This is a genomic window from Marinobacter aromaticivorans (assembly GCF_002806975.1).
In the GTDB taxonomy this organism is placed as follows: Bacteria; Pseudomonadota; Gammaproteobacteria; order Pseudomonadales; family Oleiphilaceae; genus Marinobacter; species Marinobacter aromaticivorans.
Genome location: NZ_NIHD01000041.1, coordinates 1 through 913 on the forward strand (window position 1 = coordinate 1; position 913 = coordinate 913).

A 913-nucleotide genomic window follows, 5' to 3' on the forward strand; every position below is an offset into this window, starting at 1 on the left:
AAAATTAAAACAAAACCAATTTATTAAACACGCAATTTTTTGAGAGTTTGATCCTAGCTCAGGATGAACGCTCGCTGTGTGCCTAATACATGCATGTTGAACGGGATGTAGCAATACATTCAGTAGCGAATGGGTGAGTAACACGTACCTAACCTACCTTTAAGACTGGGATAACTATTGGAAACAATAGCTAATACCGGATATAGTTATTTATCGCATGATGAGTAATAGAAAGGAGCTTCACAGCTTCACTTAAAAATGGGGGTGCGGAACATTAGTTAGTTGGTAGGGTAATGGCCTACCAAGACGATGATGTTTAGCCGGGCCGAGAGGCTGTACGGCCACACTGGGACTGAGATACGGCCCAGACTCCTACGGGAGGCAGCAGTAAGGAATTTTCCACAATGAGCGAAAGCTTGATGGAGCGACACAGCGTGCAGGATGAAGTTCTTCGGAATGTAAACTGCTGTTATAAGGGAAGAAAAAATAGAATAGGAAATGATTTTATCTTGACGGTACCTTATTAGAAAGCGACGGCAAACTATGTGCCAGCAGCCGCGGTAATACATAGGTCGCAAGCGTTATCCGGAATTATTGGGCGTAAAGCGTCCGTAGGTTTTTTGCTAAGTCTGGAGTTAAATGCTGAAGCTCAACTTCAGTCCGCTTTGGATACTGGCAAAATAGAATTATAAAGAGGTTAGCGGAATTCCTAGTGAAGCGGTGGAATGCGTAGATATTAGGAAGAACACCAATAGGCGAAGGCAGCTAACTGGTTATATATTGACACTAAGGGACGAAAGCGTGGGGAGCAAACAGGATTAGATACCCTGGTAGTCCACGCCGTAAACGATGATCATTAGTTGGTGGAATAATTTCACTAACGCAGCTAACGCGTTAAATGATCCGCCTGAAT

The 913-nt window shown here is 43.5% G+C and carries 1 rRNA gene; it reads left to right on the forward strand.

From position 1 onward, the window contains the following. Positions 1-35: 35 nt before the first annotated feature. A 16S ribosomal RNA gene (locus tag CDH48_RS19035) occupies positions 36-913 on the forward strand; the annotation flags it as partial.